Here is a 25,490-nt window from a genome sequence, read left to right on the forward strand (position 1 = left end):
GGTGGCCGGCCCGCGCCGTTGAGCCGTGCGGCCTGTGCGGCTCTTGTGTCCCCTGCACTCCCCTGCGCTCCCCTGCGATCTTTGCGATCTTTGCGATCCCTGTGACTCCTGGACCGAGAGGGAGATCACTGCGCCAAGTCTTGTGTTGACATGCGCATGTCTCCATTGTGTTGCCTGGCACTCACCCCCCTGACACGTGGTGCCACCAACCTGATGGCCCCTCAGCCATCCACCCTCACCAGGAGCGTTGCGCATGCGTCGTGTCTACGCGCGTCGAATATCCCTGTCCGCCGGACTCGCGGCCGCCCTCGTCGGCACCGCCGTTCTGAACGGACCGGCCGCCCAGGCCGCCCCGCCCGCCCCCGTGGACGCGGCCACCGCCCGCGCCTACGCCAAGGCGCTGACCGTCCGGGCCGAAGGCTCCCTCGACGGTTACAGCCGGGCCCGGTTCCCCCACTGGATCACCCAGCACGGAGAGTGCAACACCCGCGAGGTCGTCCTCCAGCGCGACGGCGAGGACGTCGAGCAGAACAGCAAGTGCGCCGCCGTCTCCGGCACATGGGTCTCGCCCTACGACGGCGCGACGTGGCACGACGCCTCCGACATCGACATCGACCACGTCGTGCCCCTCGCCGAGGCGTGGCGCTCCGGCGCCAACGAGTGGACGAAGGCCGACCGCCAGAAGTTCGCCAACGACCTGACGCGTCCTCAGCTCATCGCCGTGACCGACCGCGTCAACCAGGCCAAGGGCGACAAGGACCCGGCGAAGTGGATGCCCCCGCTGAAAGGTTACGCCTGTACGTACGCGCGCATGTGGGTCACCGTCAAGCACGACTACAAGCTGACCGTGGACACGGCGGAGAAGAACAAGCTCGTCAGCGTGCTGGCTGGTTGCTGAGCGCTGCTCGGCACGCGGCCCTGCCCGCCCCTGCGTTGGGCGGGCGGGGCCGTAAGTGCTGCGGGGGGCCGGCTGCCCCGGCGCCGTCCGCCCGAAGCACCGTATATACGGTATGGCGCCACACGCCCCCGGTGAGCGGGGAGCGTTCCCCCCGCCATGCGCTGCCCCGGCCCGCACTCCGCCCCGTCCCGGCGGAACCCCGCGCCCCGGGCGCGTGATCCCGCCCGCAGTCAACGGCCCACACCCACCCGCCCCCTTACCGCCGTTCACCCATGCCGACGCAAAGCGTCAGTTAACGCGTTGGAAAAGCTTGCGCATTAACCTGCAATCACCGGTTCCGGAGGCTTCGTTGCCGGATCGGTACCGTGCTGAGCTGGGGTAACGTCCCGCTGCACCGGGACGACAGTGAGGTGGGACGCGTGCAACTGACCCCGCACGAGCAGGAACGACTGCTCATTCATGTGGCCGCCGACGTCGCCGAGAAGCGCCGGGCGCGCGGGCTGCTCCTGAACCATCCCGAGGCCGTGGCGCTCATCACGGCGCACGTCCTCGAAGGGGCCCGGGACGGCCGCACCGTCGCGGAGTTGATGTCCTCGGGACGCAAGGTGCTGACGCGCGACGAGGTCATGGCGGGGATCCCGGAGATGATCCACGACGTCCAGGTCGAGGCCACCTTCCCGGACGGGACCAAGCTCGTCACCGTCCACGAGCCCATAGCCTGAAGGAAGGGCGGACGCACCATGATTCCCGGAGAGGTCCTGTTCGCGGAGGCTCCCGTCCGGCTCAACGAGGGCCTGCACCGGACCCGGCTGACCGTCCTCAACACCGCCGACCGGCCCGTCCAGGTCGGTTCGCACTACCACTTCGCGGAGGCGAACCCCGGCCTCGACTTCGACCGGGCGGCCGCGCACGGCAAGCGGCTGGACGTCCCGGCCGGCACGGCCGTCCGTTTCGAGCCGGGCATCCCGGTCGAGGTGGACCTCGTGCCGATCGCCGGCAAGCGGATCGTCGAGGGGCTGCGCGGCGAGTGCGGAGGGCAACTCGATGCGTGACGCGTCCGCGCCCGGCGAGCCGCTCCGGCTCGAACGGGCCGTCTACGCCGGCCTCTACGGCCCCACCACCGGCGACCGCGTCCGCCTCGCCGACACCGACCTCCTCGTCGAGGTGGAGGAGGACCGCTCCGGAGGCCCCGGCCACGCCGGGGACGAGGCGGTCTTCGGCGGCGGCAAGGTCATCCGCGAGTCGATGGGCCAGTCCCGGGCCACCCGCGCCGAGGGCGCCCCGGACACCGTGATCACCGGGGCGCTGATCCTCGACCACTGGGGCGTCGTCAAGGCGGACGTCGGCATCCGCGACGGCCGGATCACCGGCATCGGCAAGGCCGGCAACCCCGACACCATGGACGGGGTCCACCCCGACCTCGTGATCGGGCCCGAGACGGAGATCATCGCGGGCAACGGACGGATCCTCACGGCGGGGGCCGTCGACGCCCACGTCCACTTCATCTGTCCGCAGGCGGTCGGGGCCGCCCTCGCGTCCGGCGTGACCACCCTGGTCGGCGGCGGCACGGGCCCGGCCGAGGGCAGCAAGGCCACCACCGTCACGCCGGGATCCTGGCACCTCGCCCGGATGTTCGAGGCACTGGAGGGGTACCCGGTCAACATCGGCCTGCTGGGCAAGGGCAACACCGTCTCCCACGACGCGATGCGCGCCCAACTGCGCGCCGGAGCCGTCGGTTTCAAGATCCATGAGGACTGGGGGGCCACCCCCGCCGTCATCGACGCCTGCCTGAACGTCTGCGAGGAGAGCGGCGCCCAGCTCGCCATCCACACCGACACCCTCAACGAGGCGGGCTTCGTCGGCGACACGCTCGCGGCGATCGCCGGCCGTTCCCTCCACGCGTACCACACGGAAGGTGCCGGCGGCGGCCACGCTCCCGACATCATCACCGTCGTCTCCGAGGCCAACGTCCTTCCCAGCTCGACCAATCCGACCCGGCCGCACACCGTCAACACCGTCGAGGAGCACCTCGACATGCTGATGGTCTGTCACCACCTCAACCCGGCCGTCCCGGAGGACCTCGCCTTCGCCGAGTCCCGCATCCGCCCCGGCACGATCGCCGCCGAGGACCACCTGCACGACCTCGGCGCCATCTCCATCGTCTCCTCCGACTCCCAGGCCATGGGACGCATCGGCGAAACCGTGCTGCGCACCTGGCAGACCGCCCACGCCATGAAGCGGCTGCGCGGGGCGCTGCCCGGCGACGGCCCCGCCGACAACGCGCGGGCCCGCCGCTACGTCGCGAAGTACACCATCAACCCGGCCGTCGCCCAAGGGCTCGACCGCGAGATCGGCTCGGTCGAGGAGGGCAAGCTCGCGGACCTGGTGCTGTGGGATCCCGCGTTCTTCGGCGTCAAGCCGCTGCTCGTCCTCAAGGGCGGACAGATCGCGTACGCGCAGATGGGCGACGCGAACGCCTCCATCCCGACGCCCCAACCGGTGCTGCCCCGGCCGATGTTCGGCGCCACCGGCCGGGCCCCGGGCGCCAACTCCCTCAACTTCGTGACGCAGTGGGCGATGGACGACGGGCTCCCCGAGCGGCTCGGCCTCGGCAAGCGCTTCGTCCCGATCCGTGACACCCGGGGGGTGACCAAGGCGGACATGCGCAACAACGACGCCCGGCCGAGGGTGGAGGTCGATCCCGACACGTTCACCGTCACCGTCGACGGCGTCCCCGTCGAGCCGCGGCCGGCGGAGCAACTGCCCATGGCCCAGCGGTACTTCCTCTTCTGATGGCCGCTTCGTCGTTGGCTCCGTTGCTCGTCCTGGCCGACGGGCGCTTCCCCGCGGGCGGGCACGCCCACTCCGGCGGCGCGGAGGCGGCCGTGGCGGCGGGCCGGATCCGGGACGTGCCGTCGCTGGAGGCGTTCTGCCGGGGCCGCCTGCACACGGCCGGCCTGACGTCCGCCGGGCTGGCCGCCGCCGCTGCCGCCGGGCTCGACCCGCTCCTCCTGGACGAGGCCGCGGACGCCCGGACGCCGTCGGCCGCCCTGCGGGCCGCCGCTCGCCGGCTCGGCCGGCAGATGACGCGCGCCGCGCGGGCGGCATGGCCGTCCGCCGCCCTGGACTCCCTCGCCGCGGCCCGGCCGCGCGGCGCGCACCAGCCCGTCGTCCTCGGCGTGGCGGCCCGGGCCGCCGGACTCCGGCCGACGGACGCGGCCTACGCGGTCGCCTACGAGTCGGTGAGCGGACCGGTGACGGCGGTGGTGCGGCTGCTCGGACTCGATCCCTTCGAGGCGACGGGGGTGCTGGCGCGGCTGGCGCCGGATGTGGACGCCGTCGCCCTGGCCGCCGCCGACGCCGCGGTACGGGCCCTCGTCGAGGGCGTGGAGGCCCTGCCGGCGGCGTCGGGGCCCCTGTCGGACGTGATGGCGGAGGGACATGCGGGGTGGCCGGTGCGGTTGTTCGCGTCGTGAGGGGGCGTGGCCGCGGGCGCGGGGTTGCGCGCACGCGGCGTTGGGGGACGGGACGGGCACCGCTCCCCAACCACCCCCCGTCGCCGGCCCCATGCCACCCCCCGAATCGCCACCTCCCACCCCTGCACACCCCAACCCCAGGAGAATCCCATGCACCTCGACCACTCCCTCGACGAGTCCTTCCCCCACCGCCACACCTACAGCGCCGCCTCGCCCCTCCGCCCCGACGGCACCCGTCGTGCCCTCCGCATCGGCCTCGGCGGCCCCGTCGGCTCCGGGAAGACGGCGACCGTCGCCGCCCTCTGCCGCGCCCTGCGCGAGGAGCTGTCGATCGCGGTCGTGACGAACGACATCTACACGCGTGAGGACGCCGAGTTCCTGCTGCGGAACGCCGTCCTGCCGCCGGAGCGGATCACCGCCGTCGAGACGGGCGCCTGTCCGCACACCGCCATCAGGGACGACATTTCGGCGAACCTCGAAGCCGTCGAGGACCTCGAGGACGCCGTCGGCCCGCTCGACCTCGTCCTCGTCGAGTCCGGCGGGGACAACCTGACCGCCACCTTCTCCAAGGGGCTCGTCGACGCGCAGATCTTCGTCATCGACGTCGCCGGCGGCGACGACATCCCCCGCAAGGGCGGCCCCGGCATCACCACCGCCGACCTGCTGGTCGTCAACAAGACGGACCTCGCTCCGTACGTCGGCGTCGACCTGGAGGGCATGGCCCGTGACGCCAAGGCCCAACGCGGCGAGCTCCCCGTGGTGTTCACCTCCGTCGCCGCGGAGGACGGCGTCGCGCCGGTGCGCGCGTGGGTGCGCGAGCGGCTCGCGGCATGGACGGCGTGACGGCACCGCCGCGGGACGCGGTGACCGTGCCCGCCCGCGGGGCGGCCACCGGGCCGGCGCCGGCATCGCCCCCCACCCCCGCCGCCCTCACCGCCGCGGCGCGGATCGTCGCCGCCCCCGACGGCCGGGGCGGCACGGCCCTGCCGGTGCTGGCGGGGGAGGGGCCGTTCGCCCTGCGGCGGACGGGGCGGCGCGGCGGGCCGGAGGCGAGCGTGACGCTCGTCGGCGCGATGAGCGCGCCGCTGGGCGGTGACCGGCTGACGCTGACGGTCAGGGTCGAGCCCGGCGCCGCCCTGCGGTTCACCACCACCGCGGCCACCCTCGCCCTCCCCGGCCGGACGGGCGCCCGGGCCACGTACGACACCCGCATCACCGTCGGCGAGGGCGCCCGCCTCCACTGGCTGCCCGAGCCGCTGATCTCCGCGCACGGCAGCGATCTGTGGACGACGACCCGGGTCGAACTGGCCCCCACGGCCCGGCTCGTGCTGCGCGAGGAGCAGGTGCTGGGGCGCGCGGGCGAGCGGCCGGGCCGGCTGCGGAGCCGGCTGACGGTGTGCCGCGCGGGCCGTCCGCTCTACGACCAGGAGCTGAGCTACGGACCGGGCGCGCCGGGCTGGGACGGCGGTGCCGTCCTCGGCGGCCACCGGGCCGTGGGGCAACTGCTCGTCGTCGACCCGCGCCTGGCGGACGAGCCGGAGGAGTCCCGTCCCGTCGGGCCGACGGCGGCGCTCATGCCGCTGGCCGGCCCGGCGGTGGTCCTCACGGCCGTGGCCCCCGACGCGCTGGAACTGCGCAGAGTCCTGCGCCCGGAGGAAATCGGGGTGACCCGGGCGAAGGGGGCGGTCGAGGGGGCGGCAGCCGACGCCACCCATGTCGTCATCCTTACGGATTAGTAAAGATGTGCCCCGACAGCCTGTCCATGACAGCCACGGAGGCGGAAGTATCCTCCCCAGCAGCTCTGTGATCATCGTCGCCCCGACCGAGGCGGCGTTCCCAGCAGGGGGATTCCCACGTGAGACGTAAAGCGATACTCGGTGCGGCGACCGGCACCATGATGACCGGTGCCCTCGTCGCGGGCTTCCTGGCCGCCCCGTCGGCCGGCGCCACCGAGCGCGTGCCCGGCGGCGCGGCCGAGGCCAAGGGTGCGCGGGTCGCCGCCGAGCGGGCGGCGAAGGCGGGCGTCAAGTGGCAGGACTGTCCTGCCACCTGGGGCCTGGAGAAGCCCATCCAGTGCGGCTCGGTGACCGTCCCGGTCGACTACGCCAAGCCCGACGGGCCGAAGATCAAGATCGCCGTGAGCCGGGTGCACTCCACCGGCACCGCCAAGGAGCGCCAGGGCTCCCTGGTCTACAACCCGGGCGGCCCCGGCGGCTCCGGCCTGCCCTTCCCGCGCCGGGTGACCACCAAGAACCCCCTCTACGCCAAGATCGCCAAGGCGTACGACTTCGTCGGGTTCGACCCGCGCGGCGTGGGCAAGTCCGCCCCCATCTCCTGTGTGGACCCCAAGGAGTTCGTGGCGGCCCCCAAGGCCGACCCGGTCCCGGCCGACGAGGCCGAGAAGCGCGCCCAGCGCAAGCTCGCCAAGCAGTACGCGGACGGCTGCGCCAAGCGCAGCGGCAAGCTGCTGCCGTACCTCACGACGATGAACACCGCCCGTGACGTCGACGTCGTGCGCGCCGCCCTCGGCGAGAAGAAGCTGAACTACCTGGGCGTCTCGTACGGCACCTACCTCGGCGCCGTCTACGGCACGCTCTTCCCGGACCACGTCCGCCGCATGATCGTGGACAGCGTCGTCAACCCGGCGCAGGAGAACGTCTGGTACCAGGCCAACCTGGACCAGGACATCGCCTTCGAGGGCCGCTTCAAGGACTGGGAGACCTGGGTCGCCCAGCACGACCGCGTCTACCACATCGGCAACTCGCAGGCCAAGGTGCACGCCCAGTGGCTGAAGCTGCGCGCCGAGGCCAAGAAGAAGCCGATCGGCGGCCTGGTCGGCCCGGCCGAGCTCATCAACTTCTTCCAGAGCGCCGCGTACTACGACCGCTCGTGGATCCCGGTTGCCGACGCCTGGGCGAAGTACCGCGCCGGCGACACCAAGGCCCTCGTCGAGGCCGCCGGCCCCGACCTGGCCGGCGCCGTCTCCGCCGAGAACGGCAACGCCGTCTACACCGCCGTCGAGTGCGCCGACGCCAAGTGGCCCACGAGCTGGGCGAAGTGGGACCGCGACAACACCCGCGTCCACCGCAAGGCCCCCTTCATGACCTGGGCCAACGCCTGGATGAACCTCCCCTGCGCCACCTGGAAGGGCCCGCAGGGCACCCCGCTGGAGGTCAAGACCCACAAGGGCCTGCCCCAGACCCTCATCATCCAGTCCACCCGTGACGCCGCCACCCCCTTCGAGGGCGCCGTCGAGCTCCACAAGCGCTTCAAGGGCTCGCGCCTGATCGTCGAGAAGGGCGCCGGTTCGCACGGTGTCACCGGCCTGGTGAACCCCTGCATCAACAACCGCGTCGACACCTACCTCCTCACCGGCAAGGTCGACGCCAAGGACGTCACGTGCGCCCCGCACGCCGTCCCGGAGCCGAAGGCCGCCAAGTAACCTCCCCGAGCGGCCGGTTACGCCCAGTGCCCCGAGGCGATGTGTCTCGGGGCACTGGCGCGTCTGCTGCGGACCATTGGGTCCGGGGAGCTCCGGCGGTACGGTGGGATCGATCTTGCTGGGGACCGTGAACGGGGGAACACATGGCCAGAGTCGTCGAGTTGCTGTACTACCCGGTCAAGGGGTGCGCGGGGACGTCCATCGCGGAGGCGGTGCTGACGCCGGCCGGAATCGCGCACGACCGCGCGTTCATGGTGACCGACGAGGGCGGGGTGTTCCGTTCGCAGCGGAGGGATCCGCGGCTGGCGGCCGTGCGGCCCGTGGTCCGGGCGGACGGAGAGATCCTGACGCTCCGGGCGCCCGGGGCCGCGCCGTTGGACGTCGCCGTGGACACGAGCGGGGCGCGGCGTGAGGTGACGCTCTTCAAGAACCCCTACCGGGGCATCGATCAGGGCGACGAAGCCGCCGCCTGGCTCACCGGAGTGCTCGGTGCGCCCAGCCGTCTCGTCCGCGTGCCGCCGGAGCACGACCGCGTGACGGACGGGATGACGCCCGGGACGTCCGGCTGGGCGGACAGCTCCGCCGTGCACCTCCTCTCGCGCTCCAGCCTGGAGCTGCTGGGGCGCAAGCTCGCCGAGGGCGGCGCGGAGCCGCTGCCGATGAGCCGGTTCCGGCCCAATGTCGTGGTGGACGGGTGGGACGAGCCGCACACCGAGGACCGTGTGCGGCGGGCCGTCGTGGGGGACGCCGTGCTGGGGTACGCCAAGCTCGCCGTCCGCTGTGCCGTGACCACGGTCGACCAGGAGGCGGGTGCCAAGGCGGGGGTCGAGCCGTTGCGGACGCTGGCCCGTTACCGGCGGGCCAGGGGCGGGGGCGTCGTCTTCGGCGCGAAGTTCGCCGTCGTGCGGGGCGGGAAGCTGTCCGTCGGGGACGAGGTGGCCGTGGAGGAGTGGGGCGAGTCGGAGCGCTGAGGGGGCCTCACCCGAGCCCCGGAGCCTTGCCGCCCTCCGTCCGGCTGGGCGACCATGCCCCCATGGGCCTGACCACCGAGGGGCGCGCACCCGGCCCCGTGCGGTACCGCCTCGTCTGCGACCGGGGCGGTTGCACGAAGCGGGTGAGCTTCGACCTGGTCATCGCGGAGCCGCCGCCGGACCGGGAGACGGACTTCTTCGGGCACCTGCTCCACGAAGCCCGCCAAGCCGTGGGATACGTCGAGGAGTTGGGGTGGATGTGCGTCGAGGAGGGTCAGAGCTACTGGTGTCCCGACTGCTCCGGGGCGGCCGGGCGTTAGCCGGCGCGAACGGGCCGCCGAGCGGGTGGCGGGGCGCGGCCGGGCGGGCGACCCGGGCGGTGCGGCCGCTTGCGGGCGCCGGGCGGGCGCGGTGCCCTGGCCCGCGCATGCCCGCACCCGTCTCAGGAGACACCGCGATGTCCGTACGCACCACCGTGGCCCTGGCCGCGGCCGCCGCCGTCACCGGTCTGTTCGTCCCGCCGATCGCTCCGGCGGCGGCCGTCGCCCCGCAGCAGCGGGGGCGGTTGCTGCTCACGCTGTCCGGGGCCGAGCACAGCTGGATCCGCGGGGTGCGGCTGGTGTGCCCGGCGGCCGGCGGGCGGCAGCATCCGCATGCGGCGGAGGCGTGCGCGCGCCTCGCGGAGGCACGGGGACGGCTGGACGCGCTGCCGCGGGTGGAGCGGCTGTGCCCGGCGGAGGAGGAACCGGTCGAGGCGGCGGCGGAGGGGGAGTGGGGCGGGGTGGGGGCGGTGCGGTGGAAGCGGACCTTTGCGGGGGCCTGTGCGCTGGATGCGGCCACGGGGGCCGTGTTCCGGTTCTGAGGCCGGAGTCCGGGGTCAGGGACGAGGAGTGTCCGGGGCGGGGAGACCTGCCCCGCCCCGGACACTCCCGGGCGCCGCTCAGTCCGCCCCCTTGGCCACCACCGCCCCTATCGTCGCCAGGCCCAGCACCACCCACGCGAACCACAACCAGCCGTTGCTGCCCAGGGCCACCGTATAGGCGGTGACGGCCACCAGGCCGCCCACCGTGAGCCACGCCATCGTCCGGGTCGATCCGCGCATCCCGCACCTCCTCACGACGGCCCCTCCGGCCCGTACACATGCGCGGGCCGCGGCCGGAGACCATCGTCTCCCGGCCGCGGCCCGGGTGCCACAGCGCTGAGGGAAGGAACGGGGCTACCGGCCGCGCGCCTGGAGCGAGGCCAGGTAGGCGTTGTAGTCCGCGAGCTCCTTGTCGTTGTCGCGTTCCGCCTGGCGGTCGCTGCGGCGCGCCTGGCGCTGTTCGGAGCGGTACCACTGGTACGCGAGGGCCAGCAGCACCACGACGGAGGGGATCTCGCTGAAGGCCCAGGCGATGCCGCCGCCCGCCTTCTGGTCGTCCAGCGCGTCGATGCCCAGCGAGGCCAGCGGGTGCTTGTACGTGCCGATCATCGGCTCGGAGGCCATCATCAGCGCGATGCCGAAGAAGGCGTGGAACGGCATGCCGGCGAACAGCTCCAGCATCCGCATCACATAGCCCGGGCGGTGCGGGCCCGGGTCCACGCCCATGATCGGCCAGAAGAACACCAGGCCCACGGCGAGGAAGTGGATCATCATAAAGATGTGGCCGGTGCGGCTCTCCATCAGGAAGTCGAAGAGCGGCGTGAAGTAGAGGCCGTAGAGGCTGGCGATGAACATGGGGATCGTGAACGCCGGGTGCGTGATGATCCGCATGTAGCGGCTGTGCAGCAGAGCGACGAGCCACTCGCGCGGGCCCTTGCGCCCGCGTCCGGCGGCCGGCAGGGCGCGCAGGGTCAGCGTCACGGGGGCACCGAGCAGGACCAGGATGGGGGAGAGCATGCTGATGACCATGTGCTGCACCATGTGCACGCTGAACATGACCATGCCGTAGTCGTTCAGCTTGGTGTTCATCACCAGCCACACGGTCGCCACACCCAGGACGAACGCCACGATCCGGCCGACGGGCCACGCGTCGCCCCGGCGCCGCAGCCGCACCACGGCCCAGCCGTAGAGGAAGAGGGCCAGCAGGCAGCCGGTGATGAAGAACCAGTCGCCGCTGAACTCCAGGCCCCGGCTCAGGGTGAACGGTGGCATGTTCATATCCATGTTCATGCCGTGCATGCCATGCATGCCGCCCATGTCATGCCCGCCGTGGTGATCCATCCGCTCTCTCCCATATCGCACCAATAGCGCCGGGACAAGAGTAGAGGCGCCGAGGATTTCCCCGGCCCCCGGGGCGGGTGCGCGGGCCGCCGGGCGATGTGCTCACGGCGTCAGAGGACGCACTCGCTCTCGGCGTACCGCTCGTCCGGCACCGTCTTGAGCCGCGCCACGGCCTCGGCCAGCGGCACCAGCGTGATCTCCGTACCGCGCAGCGCGGTCATCATCCCGAACTCCCCGCGGTGCGCCGCCTCCACGGCGTGCCGGCCGAAGCGGGTGGCCAGCACCCGGTCGTACGCGGTGGGGGTGCCGCCGCGCTGGACGTGGCCCAGGATCACCGGGCGGGCCTCCTTGCCGAGGCGGCGCTCCAGTTCGACGGCGAGCTGGCGGGCGACGCCGGCGAAGCGCTCGTGCCCGTAGACGTCCGTGCCGCCGGTCTCGAACGGCATCGAGCCCTCGCGGGGCTTGGCGCCCTCCGCGACCACCACGATGGCGAAGCGCTTGCCCGCCTCGAAGCGCTTGCCGACCACGGCGGTCAGCTCGTCGACGTCGAAGGGGCGCTCGGGCACGACGATCGCGTGGGCACCGGCGGCCATGCCGGCGTGCAGGGCGATCCAGCCGGTGTGGCGGCCCATGACCTCGACGATGAGCACCCGTTGGTGGGACTCGGCGGTGGTCTTGAGCCGGTCCAGGGCCTCCGTGGCCACGCCCACCGCCGTGTCGAAACCGAAGGTCGCGTCGGTGGCGGCGATGTCGTTGTCGATCGTCTTGGGGACGCCCACGACCGGCAGCCCGGCGTCCGACAGCAGCCGGGCCGCCTTGAGGGTGCCCTCGCCGCCGATGGGTATCACGGCGTCCAGCCGCAGCCGCGCGAGGTGCTCGCGGGCCCGCTCGACCCCGTCGCGCAGCTGCTCGGGGCGGACGCGGGAGGAGCCGAGGATCGTGCCGCCGGCGGCCAGGATGTGGGCCACCGCGTCGAGGTCGAGGGGGCGGTGGTCGCCCTCCAGCAGGCCGCGCCAGCCGTCGTGGAAGCCGACCACCTCGTCCCCGTGGTCGCCGACGGCGCGGTGCACGACGGAGCGGATGACGGCGTTGAGACCGGGGCAGTCGCCGCCGGAGGTGAGGACACCGATGCGCATGACAGGGGCCGCCTTACGACAGGGCAGGGAACCGGACCCCGTCGTCCGGCGGACTCCCCGTCACCCTACCCACGGCGGGTGACGGGGAACACCGGCGTCCGAAAGGACGTGCGCCGGGCGGACGCTACGCCGGCTGGGACGCCGCCGCGATCCGCTCGTCGCGCAGCGCCTCGTACCAGCGGTCGTCGACCGGCGGCAGGGCGTTGACGTCCAGCGCCAGCTTGATCAGCAGGTCCGCGATGTGCGGGTTGCGGGCCATGACCGGGCCGTGCATGTACGTACCGAAGACGGTCTCGTTGAACGCGCCCTCGGTGCCGTCGCCGGTGCCGTTGCCCTTGCCGAAGCGGACGCGGGCGAACGGGCGGGCGGTCGGGCCGAGATGGGTGACGCCCTGGTGGTTCTCGAACCCGGTCAGCGGCGGCAGGCCGAGCTGCGGGTCGATGTCGGCGAGCACGTCGCCGACGCAGCGCTCGCCCTCGCCACGGGTGCTGATCACGTCCAGCAGGCCCAGGCCCTGCTCGCGCTGCCCGAGGTCGTTGATGAACTCGTGGCCCAGGATCTGGTAGCCGGCGCAGACCGAGAAGACGATCGCGCCGTTGGCCACGGCCCGGTTGAGACCGCCGTCGCGGCGCAGCCGCTCCGCGGCCAGCCGCTGCGGCCGGTCCTCGCCGCCGCCGATCAGGTAGATGTCACCGGAGGTGGGGATCTGCTGGTCGGAACGGACGTCCAGGCGCTGGACGTCCAGCCGGCGCTGGTGGGCGCGGCGCTCCAGGACCAGGACGTTGCCCTGGTCGCCGTAGGTGCTGAGCAGGTCGGGGTAGACCCACACCACACGCAGACTGTTCTGGCTCATGCTGATGGTCCTTCGTGGGTCGCTGGTCAGTTGCCGACGCGGCGGCGGAGGTCCTGGAACGCGGTGTAGTTGGCGATGACCTCGATCCGGCCGGGCGGGGCCATGCGCACGACCTCGTCCACGGACTCGCAGACCTGGAAGTTCTGGCCGGCGACCTCCAGGCGCACCGCCAGGTCGAGCTTGCGGTCGCCGATGACGAAGATCGGGTGACCGGTGAGGCGGGTGTAGTCCACGTCCCACAGCCAGGAGGTGTCCGTGCCGTCCGCGCCGCGGGCGTTGACCGACAGCAGCACCGGCGTGGGCGGGCCGTCGATGAGGGAGAAGGTCTCCAGCCAGCCGGCCGGGTTCTTCGCCAGCAGCAGCCGCATCTCGCGGTTCATGAACGTGATCACGTCGTAGCGGCCGGCGACCGCCTGGACCTGGTACATCCGCTCCAGGGCCACCTGCGGCGGCACGCCGAAGGTCGCGGCCACGGCGGCCGAGGTGGTGGCGTTGGCCTTGTTGGCCCGGCCCGGGAGCTGGAGGCGGATCGGCCAGGCCGAGCCGTGCGGGTCCAGCACGTAGTCGCCGGAGAGCGCCCAGCTCGGCGTCGGGCGGCGGAAGCCGCACTCGCCGCAGAACCAGTCGTCGCCCGGGCGCTGCATCACACCGCCGCAGGACGGGCACGACCAGGCGTCGTCCTTCCACTCCTGCCCGGCGGCCACCCACACCACGTTGGGGGAGGAGGAGGCGGCCCACACGATCAGCGGGTCGTCCGCGTTGGCGATGATCACGGCCTTGGTGCCGGTCAGGCCCTCGCGCCACTTCTCGGCCAGCATGCGGGTCTCCGCGGCGCGGTCGAGCTGGTCGCGCGAGAGGTTGAGCAGCGCTATCGCCTTGGGGTCGACGTCCCGGGCGACCATCGCCAGGTACTTCTCGTCCACCTCGATCACGCCGTAGCGGGCGTCCGAGCCGCCGGCCAGGGCGGACGTGATGCCCGCGGGCATGTTGGCGCCCAGCGCGTTGGACACCACCGGGCCGCTGGCGCGCAGCGCCTCGGCGATCAGCCGCGTCGTGGTCGTCTTGCCGTTCGTGGCCGAGACGAGGACCACGTCCAGGTGGGTCGCCAGCCGGGCCAGCAGGTCAGGGTCGAGCTTGAGCGCGACCTTGCCGCCGATCACCGATCCGCTGCCACGCCCCGCGGCCCGCGACACCGCCGCCGCGGCCTTGCCCGCCGTCACGGCCAGCTTGGCCCGTGGGGACAGCGGCCCCGAGTTGCCTGCCATCGTCCTAGATCCTCCTTGTTCCGGCGCCGTCGCCTCTTCCTGGTCCGCCGGTGGAACGCCCCCTCCGTGCCGAGTCGCCGGCCAGGAGGCCACGGTCGGGGATCAGCCTATCGAGATCCGCCCGTGGGCCCGAAACCCGTCGTCGCGGGGCCCGTACGCTGGGCACATGCGCAGAGGTGTCATTCCCGGAAGTTCTGGACGCGTGCGGCCCGTGCGGCTGCTCGGCGACCCCGTCCTGGCGGCGCCGTGCGCCGAGGTCGCGGATTTCTCCGCGCCCGTGGAACTTGACGGAGGATGCACCGACCTGGCCGGGCTGGTCGAGTCGATGTTCGCCACGATGTACGCCTTCGACGGCGTGGGCCTGGCCGCCAACCAGATCGGCGTCCCGCTGCGGGTCTTCGTCTACGACTGCCCCGACGACGAGGACGTCCGGCACCTGGGGCACGTCGTCAATCCCCGGCTGGTGGAGTGCGGGGGCGGCGAGGTGCGGGGGCCGGAGGGCTGTCTGTCGCTGCCGCGCCTGGAGGCGCCGACCGTGCGCGCGGACGAGGCGGTGGTCGAGGGCTTCACCGTGGACGGGTCACCGGTGCGGGTCGCCGGGACGGGGTTCTTCGCCCGCTGTCTCCAGCACGAGTGCGACCACCTCGACGGGGGCCTGTTCGTCGACCGGTTGACCGGGCTGCGGCGCGGGCGCGTCCTGCGGGCGGCGCGGCGGGCGCCGTGGGCGGGGGCGGGGGTGCGCACGGCGCCGTAGGCGCGGGCGTTCGGGGAGCCTCCCTGCGGGCGGGGCCCGCGCGCCTCGCGGCGTCCCTAGAATCCGGGCCCGTCCGCCCGGTCGCCGGCCGTGGCCAGCCGGCCCCACAGGAGGTCCGCGAGGTGGCGGACGAGGTGCTCGCGGGGGAAGGGGCGCTCGCGCAGCCACCAGTCGCCCGCGGCGTGCATCATGCCGACGATGCCGTGGCCCCAGGAGCGGGCGAGCTCGGTGCCCTCCGGGCCCAGGTCGACCCGCTCGGCCACCACGACGGCCAGCTCCTCGCCGAGCCGGCGCAGCAGCGGGGCGGAGTGCCGTCCCACGTCGAAGCCGCGCTCCGGGGTGCCCTCGGTGGTGCCTTCCGCGGTGCCCTCCGCCGTTCCCGACGGGCCGTTGTCCTCGGCGGGGTGCATCAGGAACCGGTAGACCTGGGGGCGGGCCTCTATCGCGGCCAGGTACGTGCCCAGCGTCCGCTCCACGCGCTCGCGCCGCTCGGACGGCGCATCCAGCGCGGCCCGCAGCCCCTCCAGCAGGGCCTCCGTGTGGCGGGCGGCGAGTGCCCGGTAGAGGCCGCCCTTGTCGCCGAAGTGCCGGTAGAGGATCGGCTTGGTGATCCCCGCCTCGGCCGCGATGGCGTTCATCGACGCCTGCGGCCCGTCCCTGAGCACCACCCGGTCCGCGGCCTCCAGCAGTTCCCTGCGCCGCTGTTCCGCCGCGCGCTGCTGGTCTTCCCGCTGACTGGTCGTCATGACTGGGCCTCCCCGCCCCTCGTTGTGCGAAATGCCTGCGCAACGTAACACCCGGGGTACGCACCGGAGGGCCGGGGGCGAAGGGAGTTGACACCTGCTACTGGCCGGTAACAGACTCGTCCCGACTCGTGTTACCGCAAGTAATCCGCACGGAAGTCGCGCCGGGAGGGAACCATGGCGGAGTTCACGATGGAGCTCGACGACGAACAGAAGGCCGTCCGGGACTGGATCCACGGCTTCGCCGCCGACGTCATGCGGCCCGCCGCGGCGGAGTGGGACGAGCGCGAGGAATTCCCCTGGCCGGTCGTCCGGGAAGCGGCGAAAATCGGCCTGTATTCGCTGGACTTCTACGCGAAGCAGTTCTTCGACCCCACCGGGCTCGGCATCCCGGTCGCCATCGAGGAGCTCTTCTGGGGCGACGCCGGGCTGGGCCTGGCCATCACCGGCACCGGCCTGGCCGCCGTCGGCGTCCTCACCAACGGCACCGAGGAGCAGATCGGGACCTGGATCCCGCAGATGTACGGCGACGAACACGACGTCAGACTCGCCGCGTTCTGCTCCTCCGAGCCCGACGCCGGCTCCGACGTCTCCGCCATGCGCACCCGCGCCGTCCACGACGAGGCCAAGGACGAGTGGGTCATCGACGGCACCAAGACGTGGGCCACCAACGGGGGCATCGCCGACGTCCACGTCGTCGTCGCCGTCGTCGAACCCGGCCTCGGCGCCAGGGGCCACGCCTCCTTCGTCGTCCCGCCCGGAACGCCCGGCCTCTCCCAGGGGCAGAAGTTCCGGAAGCACGGCATCCGCGCCTCGCACACCGCCGAGGTCGTCCTCGACGGCGTCCGGGTGCCCGGCCACTGCCTGCTCGGCGGCAAGGAGAAGCTCGACGAGCGCCTCGCCCGCGCCCGGGAGGGCGCCACCGGCTCGGGGAACGCCGCCATGGCCACCTTCGAGGCCTCCCGCCCCGCCGTCGGCGCCCAGGCCGTCGGCATCGCCCGCGCCGCCTACGAGACGGCGCTCGACTACGCCCGCACCCGCGTCCAGTTCGGCCGCCCCATCATCGACAACCAGGGCGTCGCCTTCCAGCTCGCCGACATGCGCACCCGCATCGACGCCGCCCGCCTGCTCGTGTGGCGCGCCTCCTGGATGGCCGCGACCGGCAAGCCCTTCACCGCCGCCGAGGGCTCCATGTCCAAGCTCTTCGCCGGCGAGACCGCCCGCGAGGTCACCGCCCAGGCCATGCAGATCCTCGGCGGCAACGGCTACACCCGCGACTACCCCGTCGAGCGCATGCACCGCGACGCCGCCATCTACACCATCTTCGAGGGCACGAGCGAGATCCAACGGCTCGTGATAGCACGGGCGTTGTCGGGGATGCCGATCCGCTAGGCGGTCGCTTCCCGGGCGGGGAGGTCACCGGTGCGCGGCGTCGCGTGCCGCCTGGTGGCCGGCGGCGCTGAGGACGGCGTCGAGGAGGCCGGGGAAGAGGGACTCCAGGGCGTCGCGGCGGAGGGCGTTCATCTTGGCCGTGCCCCGGTAGGTCTGGCGGATGACGCCGCTCTCGCGCAGCACGCGGAAGTGGTGCGTGCTGGTCGACTTGGTGACAGGGAGGTCGATACAGGAACAGTTCATCTCGGTTCCCTCCGCGGCGAGCTGGCGTACGACGTGGAGGCGTACCGGGTCGGCGAGGGCGTGCAGGACCTCTTCGAGGCGGATCTCCTCGCGGGCGGGGTGGGTGACGGCGCGCGGGCTGGTCACGGCGGCTCCGGTTCCTCGGGGTGGGCTGTGGCGCATTGTACGAGGGGTGTCGTAGTTTGACAGATGTCGTACTACGATGAGTATCGTACGAACGTCCGGTCAACGGGCCGGAACGCCGCCCGCCGCAAAGGGAGTTCCCGTGAGCGTCCTGTTCGAGCCGTATGCCCTGCGGTCGCTGACCGTCCCCAACCGCGTCTGGATGGCTCCGATGTGCCAGTACAGCGCCCTGCCGGCTGGCCCGGAGGCGGGCGCGGCGCGGGACTGGCACTTCGCCCACTACGCGGCGCGGGCCACCGGCGGCACGGGACTGATCCTGCTCGAGGCGACCGCGGTGTCCCCCGAGGGCCGCATCAGCCCCTACGACCTCGGCATCTGGAACGACGCCCAGGCCACGTCCCTGCGCCGGATCACCGGCTTCCTCAAGGCCCAGGGCACCGTGCCGGGCATCCAGATCGCCCACGCGGGACGCAAGGCGTCGACCGGCCTCCCCTGGCAGGGCGGCGCCCCGGTCGGCGCGGACGCCCACGGCTGGCAGCCCGTCGCCCCGAGCGCCCTGCCCTTCGACGACGGACACCCGGTCCCCGACGAGCTGACGAAGGAACAGATCGCCCGTGCAGCCGGTCAGTTCGCGGACGCCGCGCGCCGCGCCCTGGCGGCCGGCTTCGAGGTCGTCGAGGTCCACGGCGCCCACGGCTACTTGATCGGCGAGTTCCTCTCGCCGCACAGCAACCACCGCACCGACGAGTACGGCGGCTCCTTCGAGAACCGCACCCGCTTCGCGCTGGAGGTCGTCGACGCGGTACGCGCCGTGTGGCCCGGGGAACTGCCGCTGTTCTTCATCTCCGCCACCGACTGGCTGGACGAGGCCGGCTGGACGGCCGACGACACCGTACGTTTCTCCGCCCTCCTCAAGGCGCACGGCGTGGACCTGCTCGACGTCTCGACCGGCGGCAACGCCCCCCGGGTCCGCATCCCCGCCGAGCCCGGCTACCAAGTGCCCTTCGCGGCGCGGGTGAAGGCCGAGACCGGGCTGCCGGTCGCGGCCGTCGGCCTCATCACGGAGGCCGGGCAGGCCGAGAAGATCCTCGCCAACGGCGAGGCGGACGCGGTGCTGCTCGGCCGCGAACTGCTCCGCAACCCCTCGTGGGCGCGGCAGGCGGCGCGGGCGGCCGGGGCGGACGTCCGGGTGCCGGAGCAGTACCTCCGCTCGGTGTGACCTCGCCGCCGCCGACGACGATGGTGACGACGCCGACGGCGGACGGGCCCGCGGCCCGGCGCCGGCGTCCACCCGTACCCCCGTAACGGGTCGACGCCGGACCCCCGCAGGCCGGGAGCAGTAGCCTGCCGCCCGGTGCCCGCCGGGGTCGAGGGGTTTTCCGTCGCCCGGCCCAGGAGGAAACCGGGAAACCCCTTCCGGCCTGGCCGGACGACGCCCTTGAGCCGGTGTGCGCCGGGTGGAAAAGTGGCCCCTGCATCGGGGAGGGGTGGCCTGACGGGCATGCGCGATCAGCCGGCATCCGGGGGCGGGGGAGGCCCGGCCGCCGAACCCCGGGACGCCGCCGCGGAGTTGCGGCGGCTCCGCCGGGAACGCGGCATGTCGCTGGCGGCCCTGGCCCGCGCGGCCTTCTACAGCAAGGGCCACCTCAGCAAGGTGGAGAACGGCGACAAACCGCTGACCCCCGCCCTCGCCCGCGCCTGCGACCGGGCACTGGGGACCGGCGGCCTGCTGGAACGGGCGCTCGCCGCCTCCGCCCGGCCGGACGCGCCGCCCGAAGGGCCCTGCCCCTACCGGGGACTGGCGGCCTACGGGCCGGACGACGCCCGCTGGTTCTTCGGCCGCGCCCGCGCCACCGCCGCGCTCGTCGGCCGCGTCGCCGAGAACCGGGGCAGCGGACTGCTCCTGGTCGTCGGCCCGTCCGGCGCGGGAAAGTCCTCCCTCCTCGGGGCGGGACTCCTGGCCGCCCTCACACACGAGGCCCCACCGGGGGAGGGGACGGGACCGGTGGTCCTCCTGACACCCGGGGAGGCCCCCGTCGCGCACCTGCTGACCCGGATCGCGGCCGCCACGACCGTACGCCGGGACGTCCTGGCGGAGACCCTCGGGCGCCCGGCCTGCGGTGCCCCGGCCGGCTCCGCGGACCCGCCCGGGCCGGACGGCCTCGACGGCTTCGCCGACACCGTCTGCCGCCCCGCGCGGCCGGTCCTGGTGGTCGACCAGTTCGAGGAGACGTTCACCCTCTGCCCGGACCCGCGCGAACGCCGCACCTTCGTCCGGGCCCTGCACGCCCTGGCCACCCGTGGCGCGCCCGTCGTGCTCGGCGTCCGGGCCGACTTCTACGACCGGTGCCTCGCCCACCCCGAACTCGTCGCCGCCCTCCGGGACGGGCACCTCCCGCTCGGGCCCATGAACCTCGCGCAGGTGCGGGAGGCCATCACCGGTCCCGCCCGCGAAGCGGGCCTCGCCGTCGAGCCGGGCCTCGTCGAAATCCTGCTCCGCGACGCCGCGATGACCACCGACACCACCGGTGACCTCACGACGCCGCTGCGCCCCGGCGTCCTCCCCCTGCTCTCGCACGCCCTCCTGGCCACCTGGCAGCACCGCGAGAACGGCACGCTGACGGTGGCCGGTTACCAGCGCACCGGCGGGATCTCCGGCGCGGTGGCCGCCACCGCGGAACGCGCCTACACCGGCCTGTCGCCCCTGCGGCGGTCCGCCGCACGGCAGTTGCTGCTGCACCTCGTCCACGTCGACGAGACCGGCGAGACGGGCCGCCGCATGGAGCGCCCCAAGCTGCTGGAGCGCACCGGCGACCCGGACACCGCCGGGGCGGTCCTCGACGCCTTCGCCGACGCACGGCTGCTGACACTGGACGCCGGGCACGTCGAACTCGCCCACGAGGCGCTGCTGCGCGCCTGGCCCCGGCTGCGGGCGTGGATCGCGGAGGACCGCGCCGGGCTGCGCACCCGCCAGGCGCTCCTGGAGGACGCCGAGGCGTGGGCCCGCGAGGACCGCGACCCGGGCCTGCTCTACCGGGGGACGCGCCTGGCGGTCGCCCGGGAATGGGCCGCCGATCCCGTACGCCGGTCCGGGCTCGGGCCGTTGGCCGGGGAGTTCCTCGACGGGGCGGTGGCGCAGGAGGCGGCCGAGCGGCGGCGCGAACGGCGCCGGACGCGGCGGCTGCGCGGGCTGGTCGCCGGTCTCGTGGTGCTGCTGGTCCTGTCCGTGGTCACCGGCGGGCTCGCCGTCCGGCAGAACAGGGCGTCGCAGAAGCAGCAACGCCTGGTCACGTCGCGCGAGTTCGCCCTCCAGGCCGAGGCCGTGCTCGACCGGGATCCGGAGCGGGCGGTCGCGCAGGCCGTGCAGGCGTACCGCGCGTACCCGACCGGGCGGGCCCGCAGCGTGCTCGTCACCGCCGACGGCGAGATGAGGAGCCGCGTTCGAGGCGCATTGGCCTTCGAGACCTGGCAGTTCGGCCACGGCAGCCGGCTGCCCGCCGTGCTGGCGGCGGACGAGGACCTGCGTGCCCGCTTCCAGGAGGACGGGGCCGTCTCCGGCGACGGCCGGACCGTGGCCGTGCGGAGGATCGCCACCGTGGAGGTCCGGGACGCGGTCACCCGGCGCCTCCTCGCCTCCCTGCCCCGGGTCGCCTCGGTCGGGCCGATGGCGCTGTCGCCCGACGGCCGGACGCTCGTCACGGTGGACGGGCTCGCCGCCCACGTCCGCGACGTACGCTCGGGCCGCGAGACCGCGGTCCTCCACGGGCCCCACGGCTCGCACGCGGCGCTGTTCTCGCCCGACGGCCGCACGCTCGCCGTGGCCGGGCTCGGGCATGGCGTCGCCCTCTGGGATCTCGCGCGGCGCCGGCGGGCCGGGGTCCTGGCGGGCGGCGCCCATTCCTCATGGGCGGCGATGGCCTTCTCGCCGGACGGGCGCGCGCTGGCCATCAGCGACTTCGTCACGCCCTCCGTCCGGGTCTGGGACACCGTCGCGGACCGGGTGACGGACCTGTCCCCCGGGGACTCGCCCCGCGGCTTCACCCGGCTCGCCTTCTCCGCCGACGGCGCGAGGCTGGCCGCTGCCCGGGCCGACGGCGTCGTCGAACTCTGGGACGTGCCCGGCCGACGGCGGCTGCTCACGCTGGCCGGGGGGCCGGCGCGGAGGCGGTCCCCGCCGCGGGTGCAGGGGCTGGGCTTCACGCGGGACGGGGGTCTCGCGGCGGTGTACGCCTCCGGGGAGCGGAGGTTGTGGGAGCTGGACGCGGGGGCGGTCGCGGCCGGGTACTGCGCGCCGGTTGTTCGCCTCCAGTCGGGCCTCCATTGCGGATAGGGGGGCGCGCCCAGTGGGCACGCGATGCGCTGCCCCCACCCCGCCCTTTCCCCGTTTCCCAGGGGCTCCGCCCCTCTCCCCGAACCGCTCGCCACCCACCAGCGGGTGCCCGCCCCGCACCGCGCGCCACCCGGGACTCCGCCCCCGGCCCGTGCCCCCTGACCGCACCCTGGCCCCAAGCCCGGACCGCGGCTTGGATCTTCGCACCGGCTGCCGTCGGCCTCCGGCCCCTGCTCGGGGCGCATCTCGCCGACTCCCGCGCACCCCCGGCGGGTTGATCCGTTTCCCCCGCCGCAACAGCTCGTTGCTCCGAAGAGCGCACGAGCCGCCGGCGGACAGGAGGAAAGGCCAAGGTGTTCCAAGTACCGATCGAGGAAACGGAGATCGCCCCGGGGCGGGTGGTCGTGTGGGACCTCGTCCCGACGGCGGCGGGCGCGGTGGCGGGGCAGGTGCCGCCGCCGCGCGGGGCCACCTCGTACAACCAGGTGCGGCACTTCAGTGTCGCCCGGGACGCGCGGGACACGGAGGACGCGTTCTCGTCGTACGTGGCGGGGACGTTCGAGATCAGCGGGCGGGTGGACCTCCGGGCCCTGGAATCCGCGCTGTTGCACGTCGTGCGGCGGCACGAGGTGCTGCGGTGCACGTTCGGGGAGCTCGCGGGGGACGTGGCGTGCGGGCCGCTGGAGCCGGAGGCGGTGACGCTGCGGATCGCCGAGGTGGGGCACCTCGACAGCCCGGCGCGCGTCCGGTCGTACCTGCACGAGTTCTTCCGCGGGATCGACACCCTCTCCTGGCCGTTGATCGGCATGGGCGCGGTGGTCCGGGAGGAGTCCACGACCGTGTTCTTCGGCTGCGACCACCTCGTCTCCGACGGCCTGTCGACGCCGATCGCCGTCCACGACATCGCCACCGTCTACGCCGCGCTGGCCGGCGGCCGGCGGCCCGACCTGCCGGAGGTGGGCAGCTACCTCGGCTACAGCCGCGAACAGCGGCGCCGTTACCGGGAGATGGACGCGGACGACGGCCGTCTCGACCACTGGAAGGGGTTCATGGCGCGCAACGGCGACTTCTTCCCGCCGTTCCCCCTGGACCTCGGGCTGGAGCCCGGCCGGCTGTACCCGACGGTCAACGAGCTGGACCCGCTGCTGTCCGCGGACGGGACCGAGGCGCTGGAGGCCCGCTGCCGCAAGGCGGAGGGCAGGCTGTTCATGGGGCTGCTGGCCGCCGTGGGGGTGTCGTTGCGGAAGGAGGGCGGGCCGGACGTCTACCGCGGGCTGATGCCCGTCAACGAGCGCGGCCGCGGCGCCTACGCGCACACCATGGGGTGGTTCATCAACACGCTGCCCGTCGAGTTCTCCGTCGCCGAGGGGCAGGGGCTCGACGGGACGATGGCCGGCGTCTCGGCCGCGCTCGACGAGATGTGGCGCCACGTCGACGTGCCGTTCGTCAAGGCGTGGAGCCTGCTGGCGCCGGAGCACTTCTCGCTGCGCACCTGGCCGTTCGCGGTGAACTTCTTCTCCTACCTCGACTTCCGGAAGGTGCCGGGGGCGCGGCACCACACCGAGTGGCGGGCGCGCAAGCACATCTGGTCGTCGCGGACGAACGGCATCTGCTTCTGGTTCCACCGCAACGACACCGGGCTCTACATGAACTCGATCTACGCGGACACCCCCGCGGCCCGCCGCACCAAGGCCGCGCTCGGCCGCACCCTGGTGCGGACCATGGAGAACATGGCGCATCGCGGGACGTTCTGACGCGCGGCGCGGTGCATATCGCAATGCCTTGAGGGGTGTCAAGCGATAGGGGGGAATCGGGGGGCAGTGGAGGGTGAACTCGCCCTTCCCGCCCGTCACTTCTGTTTCCATGACCGCCGGGCCCCGCAGACCGTCCCACCCGTACCGCCCAGGGGGCCCGGAGAGGTCAGGTGACAGACCATGTCGGCACACCCCCGACCGTCCCGCCGCCGGGTGCTCGGCGCCCTCGCCCTCGGCGCGGCCGCGCTCGCCGGGGAGACCGTCGTCGGACCGCGGCCGGCGCACGCCGCGGAGCAGGTGCGGGACGGCGCGTACGTCCCCGCGCTCGTCGTCGGCACCGGCTACGGCGCCGCCGTCACCGCGTTACGCCTCGCCGAGGCCGGAGTCCGCACGCTGATGCTGGAGATGGGGCAGCTGTGGACGCGTCCGGGGCCGGACGGCAAGGTGTTCTGCGGGATGCTCGCCCCCGACCGGCGGTCCACCTGGTTCCGCCGGCGCACGGCCGCGCCGATGGCGTCGTTCCTCTGGCTCGACGTGGTCGACCGGCCGGTCGAGCCGTACGCCGGTGTCCTGGACCGCGTCGACTTCGGCGCGATGTCCGTGTACGCGGGCCGCGGCGTCGGCGGGGGCTCCCTGGTCAACGGCGGGATGGCCGTCGTCCCCCGGCGCTCGTACCTCCGCGAGGTGCTGCCGCGGGTGGACGTCCGGGAGATGTACGGGCGGTACTTCCCGCGCGCCCGGGCCGGGCTCCGCGTCAACGGCGTGGACCGGGCGTGGTTCGAGGGGACGGAGTGGTACCGCTACTCCCGGGTCGCGCGCGAGCAGGCGGGGCGGGCCGGGCACGGCACCGTCTTCCTCGACAACGTCTACGACTTCGGCCACATGCGCCGCGAGGCGGCCGGGAAGGCGCCGAAGTCCGCGCTGGCCACCGAGTTGATCTACGGCAACAACCACGGCCGGATGTCCCTGGACAAGACCTACCTCGCCGCCGCGCTCGGCACCGGCCGCGTCACCGTCGCCGCCCTGCACCGGGCGGTGGCCATCCGTCCGCACGCGGACGGCTACGTGGTGACCGTCGAGCGGTCGGACGCCTCCGGCCGGCGGCTCGGCACCCGGGAGATCGCCTGCCGCCACCTCTTCCTCGGCGGCGGCAGCCTCGGCACCACCGAACTGCTGCTGCGGGCCCGGGAGACGGGCACCCTGCCCCGGCTCGGCCGGGAGATCGGCGAGGGCTGGGGGCCCAACGGCAATGTGATGACCGCCCGCGCCAACCTGCCGCTGCACCCCACCGGCTGCCACCAGTCGACCGTCCCCGTCCTCGGCATCGACGCCTGGGACGACCCGCGGCACCCCGTCTTCGCGGAGATCACCCCCGTGCCCGCGGGCATCGAGACCTGGATCAGCCTCTACCTGGCGATCACCCGCAACCCCGAGCGCGGGACGTTCACTTACGACCGCCGCACCGGCCGGATGGGGCTGCGCTGGGAGCACGGGCAGAGCAAGCCCGCGGTCCGCTCGGCGCGGGCGTTCTTCGACCGGATGAACCGGGCCAACGGGACGGACTACCGCTACGACCTCTTCGGGCCCCGGCCCCGGGCGTTCGCCGACGACTTCACCTACCATCCGCTCGGGGGCTGCGTGCTGGGCCGGGCCACGGACGACTACGGCCGGGTGAAGGGGTACCGCCATCTCTACGTCACCGACGGCGCGTTGATCCCCGGGTCGCTCGGCGTCAATCCGTTCGTCACGATCACCGCGCTCGCCGAGCGCAACGTCGAGCGCGTCCTGCGGCAGGACGTCCTGCCCGCCGCCCGCCGTGACCGGTCTCACGCGTGAGGCGCGTTTCCGCCGGGCAGTGCTGATCACGCGTCGCCGAACGCCGTGACGCCGCCCCGGGAAGGAAGCAC

At 73.6% G+C, this 25,490-nt stretch carries 24 protein-coding genes; 17 read left to right on the top strand and 7 right to left on the bottom strand.

The features are described 5' to 3' along the window. Positions 1 to 253: 253 nt before the first annotated feature. The 11 genes from AC230_RS04710 to AC230_RS04760 all read left to right on the top strand — a co-directional run bounded on the left by AC230_RS04710 (position 254) and on the right by AC230_RS04760 (position 9,649). Complete coding sequence (locus tag AC230_RS04710; protein ID WP_049714627.1) at positions 254 to 898, top strand: HNH endonuclease family protein; 645 nt, start codon at positions 254 to 256, stop codon at positions 896 to 898. A 419-nt stretch (positions 899 to 1,317) separates the two neighbouring features. Next, entirely contained in the window at positions 1,318 to 1,620 is a 303-nt protein-coding gene (locus tag AC230_RS04715; protein WP_049715022.1) for an urease subunit gamma, read from the top strand. Positions 1,621 to 1,638: 18 nt separating this feature from the next. Beyond that, entirely contained in the window at positions 1,639 to 1,950 is a 312-nt protein-coding gene (locus tag AC230_RS04720) for an urease subunit beta (protein WP_049714628.1), read from the top strand. Continuing rightward, complete coding sequence (locus tag AC230_RS04725) at positions 1,943 to 3,691, top strand: urease subunit alpha (RefSeq protein ID WP_049714629.1); 1,749 nt, start codon at positions 1,943 to 1,945, stop codon at positions 3,689 to 3,691. The genes AC230_RS04720 and AC230_RS04725 overlap by 8 nt, the downstream gene beginning before the upstream one ends. Further along, positions 3,691 to 4,374, top strand: a complete 684-nt coding sequence (locus AC230_RS04730) for an urease accessory protein UreF (protein ID WP_049714630.1) — start codon at positions 3,691 to 3,693, stop codon at positions 4,372 to 4,374. The genes AC230_RS04725 and AC230_RS04730 overlap by 1 nt, the downstream gene beginning before the upstream one ends. Positions 4,375 to 4,524: 150 nt before the next feature. After that, the gene (gene ureG / locus AC230_RS04735) at positions 4,525 to 5,217 is read left to right on the top strand and encodes an urease accessory protein UreG (RefSeq protein ID WP_049714631.1); all 693 of its coding nucleotides are present in this window, start codon (positions 4,525 to 4,527) and stop codon (positions 5,215 to 5,217) included. Then, positions 5,205 to 6,110 (top strand): urease accessory protein UreD, encoded by a 906-nt coding sequence (locus tag AC230_RS04740; protein WP_078870947.1) that lies wholly within the window; start codon positions 5,205 to 5,207, stop codon positions 6,108 to 6,110. The genes ureG and AC230_RS04740 overlap by 13 nt, the downstream gene beginning before the upstream one ends. Before the next feature lie 161 nt (positions 6,111 to 6,271). Next, positions 6,272 to 7,816: an alpha/beta hydrolase gene (locus tag AC230_RS04745; protein WP_049715024.1), complete on the top strand. Its 1,545-nt coding sequence runs from the start codon at positions 6,272 to 6,274 to the stop codon at positions 7,814 to 7,816. A 143-nt stretch (positions 7,817 to 7,959) separates the two neighbouring features. Continuing rightward, positions 7,960 to 8,787, top strand: a complete 828-nt coding sequence (locus AC230_RS04750; protein ID WP_049714632.1) for an MOSC domain-containing protein — start codon at positions 7,960 to 7,962, stop codon at positions 8,785 to 8,787. 62 nt (positions 8,788 to 8,849) lie between these two features. Further along, entirely contained in the window at positions 8,850 to 9,107 is a 258-nt protein-coding gene (locus AC230_RS04755; RefSeq protein WP_049715025.1) for a hypothetical protein, read from the top strand. 137 nt (positions 9,108 to 9,244) lie between these two features. Further along, positions 9,245 to 9,649 (top strand): SSI family serine proteinase inhibitor, encoded by a 405-nt coding sequence (locus AC230_RS04760; RefSeq protein WP_241833069.1) that lies wholly within the window; start codon positions 9,245 to 9,247, stop codon positions 9,647 to 9,649. A 78-nt stretch (positions 9,650 to 9,727) separates the two neighbouring features. On the opposite strand, the gene AC230_RS32890 is transcribed toward AC230_RS04760, so the two are convergent. The 5 genes from AC230_RS32890 to AC230_RS04785 form a co-directional block, all read right to left on the bottom strand. After that, positions 9,728 to 9,889 carry a hypothetical protein gene (locus AC230_RS32890; protein WP_049714633.1) on the bottom strand — a complete coding sequence of 54 codons (162 nt, stop codon included), beginning with the start codon at positions 9,887 to 9,889 and terminating at the stop codon, positions 9,728 to 9,730. 114 nt (positions 9,890 to 10,003) lie between these two features. Beyond that, positions 10,004 to 10,990 carry a cytochrome c oxidase assembly protein gene (locus tag AC230_RS04770; RefSeq protein ID WP_049714634.1) on the bottom strand — a complete coding sequence of 329 codons (987 nt, stop codon included), beginning with the start codon at positions 10,988 to 10,990 and terminating at the stop codon, positions 10,004 to 10,006. Between the two features lie 110 nt (positions 10,991 to 11,100). Next, positions 11,101 to 12,126, bottom strand: coding sequence for a 6-phosphofructokinase (locus tag AC230_RS04775; protein WP_049714635.1), 1,026 nt, complete (start codon positions 12,124 to 12,126; stop codon positions 11,101 to 11,103). 124 nt (positions 12,127 to 12,250) lie between these two features. Then, positions 12,251 to 12,979 carry a type 1 glutamine amidotransferase gene (locus AC230_RS04780; protein ID WP_049714636.1) on the bottom strand — a complete coding sequence of 243 codons (729 nt, stop codon included), beginning with the start codon at positions 12,977 to 12,979 and terminating at the stop codon, positions 12,251 to 12,253. 26 nt (positions 12,980 to 13,005) lie between these two features. Next, complete coding sequence (locus AC230_RS04785) at positions 13,006 to 14,244, bottom strand: MurT ligase domain-containing protein (RefSeq protein WP_049714637.1); 1,239 nt, start codon at positions 14,242 to 14,244, stop codon at positions 13,006 to 13,008. 166 nt (positions 14,245 to 14,410) lie between these two features. Here AC230_RS04785 and def point away from each other — a divergent pair, with 166 nt between their 5' ends. Beyond that, a complete protein-coding gene (gene def / locus AC230_RS04790) occupies positions 14,411 to 14,998 on the top strand; it encodes a peptide deformylase (RefSeq protein ID WP_049714638.1) in 588 nt (195 codons plus the stop codon). A 56-nt stretch (positions 14,999 to 15,054) separates the two neighbouring features. On the opposite strand, the gene AC230_RS04795 is transcribed toward def, so the two are convergent. Further along, positions 15,055 to 15,744 (bottom strand): TetR/AcrR family transcriptional regulator, encoded by a 690-nt coding sequence (locus tag AC230_RS04795; protein ID WP_049714639.1) that lies wholly within the window; start codon positions 15,742 to 15,744, stop codon positions 15,055 to 15,057. A 174-nt stretch (positions 15,745 to 15,918) separates the two neighbouring features. Between AC230_RS04795 and AC230_RS04800 the strand changes: the two genes are divergently transcribed. After that, on the top strand, positions 15,919 to 17,133 hold the full coding sequence (locus AC230_RS04800; RefSeq protein ID WP_049714640.1) for an acyl-CoA dehydrogenase family protein: 1,215 nt from the start codon (positions 15,919 to 15,921) through the stop codon (positions 17,131 to 17,133). A gap of 24 nt (positions 17,134 to 17,157) precedes the next feature. Here the strand turns inward: AC230_RS04800 and AC230_RS04805 are convergent, their stop codons facing one another. Then, a complete protein-coding gene (locus AC230_RS04805; RefSeq protein ID WP_049714641.1) occupies positions 17,158 to 17,538 on the bottom strand; it encodes an ArsR/SmtB family transcription factor in 381 nt (126 codons plus the stop codon). 103 nt (positions 17,539 to 17,641) lie between these two features. Here AC230_RS04805 and AC230_RS04810 point away from each other — a divergent pair, with 103 nt between their 5' ends. From AC230_RS04810 to AC230_RS04825, 4 genes are all read left to right on the top strand, one after another. Then, positions 17,642 to 18,718 (top strand): NADH:flavin oxidoreductase/NADH oxidase, encoded by a 1,077-nt coding sequence (locus AC230_RS04810; RefSeq protein WP_049714642.1) that lies wholly within the window; start codon positions 17,642 to 17,644, stop codon positions 18,716 to 18,718. 282 nt (positions 18,719 to 19,000) lie between these two features. Continuing rightward, entirely contained in the window at positions 19,001 to 21,829 is a 2,829-nt protein-coding gene (locus tag AC230_RS04815) for an nSTAND1 domain-containing NTPase (RefSeq protein ID WP_049714643.1), read from the top strand. Positions 21,830 to 22,182: 353 nt separating this feature from the next. Beyond that, positions 22,183 to 23,583 carry a condensation domain-containing protein gene (locus tag AC230_RS04820; RefSeq protein ID WP_049714644.1) on the top strand — a complete coding sequence of 467 codons (1,401 nt, stop codon included), beginning with the start codon at positions 22,183 to 22,185 and terminating at the stop codon, positions 23,581 to 23,583. 180 nt (positions 23,584 to 23,763) lie between these two features. After that, positions 23,764 to 25,419 carry a GMC oxidoreductase gene (locus tag AC230_RS04825; protein ID WP_049714645.1) on the top strand — a complete coding sequence of 552 codons (1,656 nt, stop codon included), beginning with the start codon at positions 23,764 to 23,766 and terminating at the stop codon, positions 25,417 to 25,419. The last annotated feature ends 71 nt before the right edge of the window (positions 25,420 to 25,490 follow it).

The sequence above is a fragment of the Streptomyces caatingaensis genome, from assembly GCF_001187435.1.
GTDB lineage: Bacteria > Actinomycetota > Actinomycetes > Streptomycetales > Streptomycetaceae > Streptomyces > Streptomyces caatingaensis.